At 66.6% G+C, this 1,184-nt stretch carries 2 protein-coding genes; both read left to right on the top strand.

Annotated features, from left to right (window positions below; genetic code table 11):
• A partial coding sequence (locus tag MJD61_13665; GenBank protein MCG8556319.1) for an efflux RND transporter periplasmic adaptor subunit occupies positions 1 to 837 on the top strand: 837 nt, incomplete at its 5' end.
• On the top strand, positions 834 to 1,184 hold a 351-nt coding region (locus tag MJD61_13670), incomplete at its 3' end, for an efflux RND transporter permease subunit (GenBank protein ID MCG8556320.1). The genes MJD61_13665 and MJD61_13670, both read left to right, overlap by 4 nt.

A 1,184-nucleotide genomic window follows, 5' to 3' on the forward strand; every position in this document is an offset into this window, starting at 1 on the left:
GACGAGAGCATGCATGTGGCCCAGCGGGACCTGACGCTCGTGGAGCTGCAGGAAGCCGAACGCGAGCTGGCGCGTCTCGAGAAGCTCGGCGCTTCGATCGCCAAGGCGCGCGTGGATGCGGCGCGTACGCGCGTGGAGCGCGCCCGCGCCCAGCATCGCATCGCCGAGATTCAAGTCCGCCGCACCACCGTCAGGGCGCCGTTCGGCGGTACGGTTGCGGACGTCCACGTGGAACAGGGCGAGGTTGCCCCGCCCGGAGCGCCCAGCGTGCGCAGGGTCAAGCTGGACCCTGCGGTCGTGTCCGTGTCGGTGAGCGATCGCGACGTCGGCAGCTTGAGCGTCGGTGGCAAGGCGGTGATCACGGCGGCCGGCTCGGGCCGCTCGCTCGAGGGCAAGCTGACCCGGATCGAGCCCACGGCTGACCTTCGTACGCGCAGTTTCATGGTGAAGGCCGAGGTGCCGAATCGCGACGAAGTCCTGAGGCCGGGGATGATCGCGAAGGTCGAGTTTCATCAAGTGGCCGAGCGCGAGCAGTTGATCATGCCCCAGGAACTGCTGGTGACGCGACTCGACGGCAACGGCGTGTTCATCGTGGACGAGCAGTCGGTCGCGCGCTGGCGGCCGCTCACGCTGGGTCAGGTGATCGGCGATCAGATCGTGGTCGAAGGCGGTTTGAAGGGCGGCGAAATGGTCGTCGTCGTGGGCCAGCGCTCGCTGTCCGACGGCGATGCGTTGATCCTGGCACGCCAGGGCGAGTGCTGTACCAAGGGCAGGGTCGTGTTTCCTGTTGCGCAAGCCGCTGCGAGCCAGAGTGCGAGCGCCGAGGCGAGCCCATGATCAAGACCCTGGTCGAACGGGCGCCCACCGTGCTCGTGGTGGCGCTTTGCGTGCTCACCTTTGGTATCGTCGAGTACCTGTCGCTGCCCAGGGAGGCTGCACCCGATATCGACGTGCCCTTCATCATGGTCAGCACGCCCTACCCGGGGGTCGCGCCCGCCGACATCGAGTCGCTGGTAACCAACCCCCTCGAGAACGAGCTGACGGGCGTCAAGGATCTGAAGAAGATGAGCTCGACCTCGGCCGAAGGCGTGAGTCTCATCACCCTCGAGTTCGAGCCCGAAGTCGTGATCGACGAAGCACTGCAGCGCGTGCGCAATCGCGTGAGCCGTGCCGAATCCAAGATC

The sequence above is a fragment of the Pseudomonadota bacterium genome (genome assembly GCA_022361155.1).
In the GTDB taxonomy this organism is placed as follows: Bacteria; Myxococcota_A; Polyangia; order Polyangiales; family JAKSBK01; genus JAKSBK01.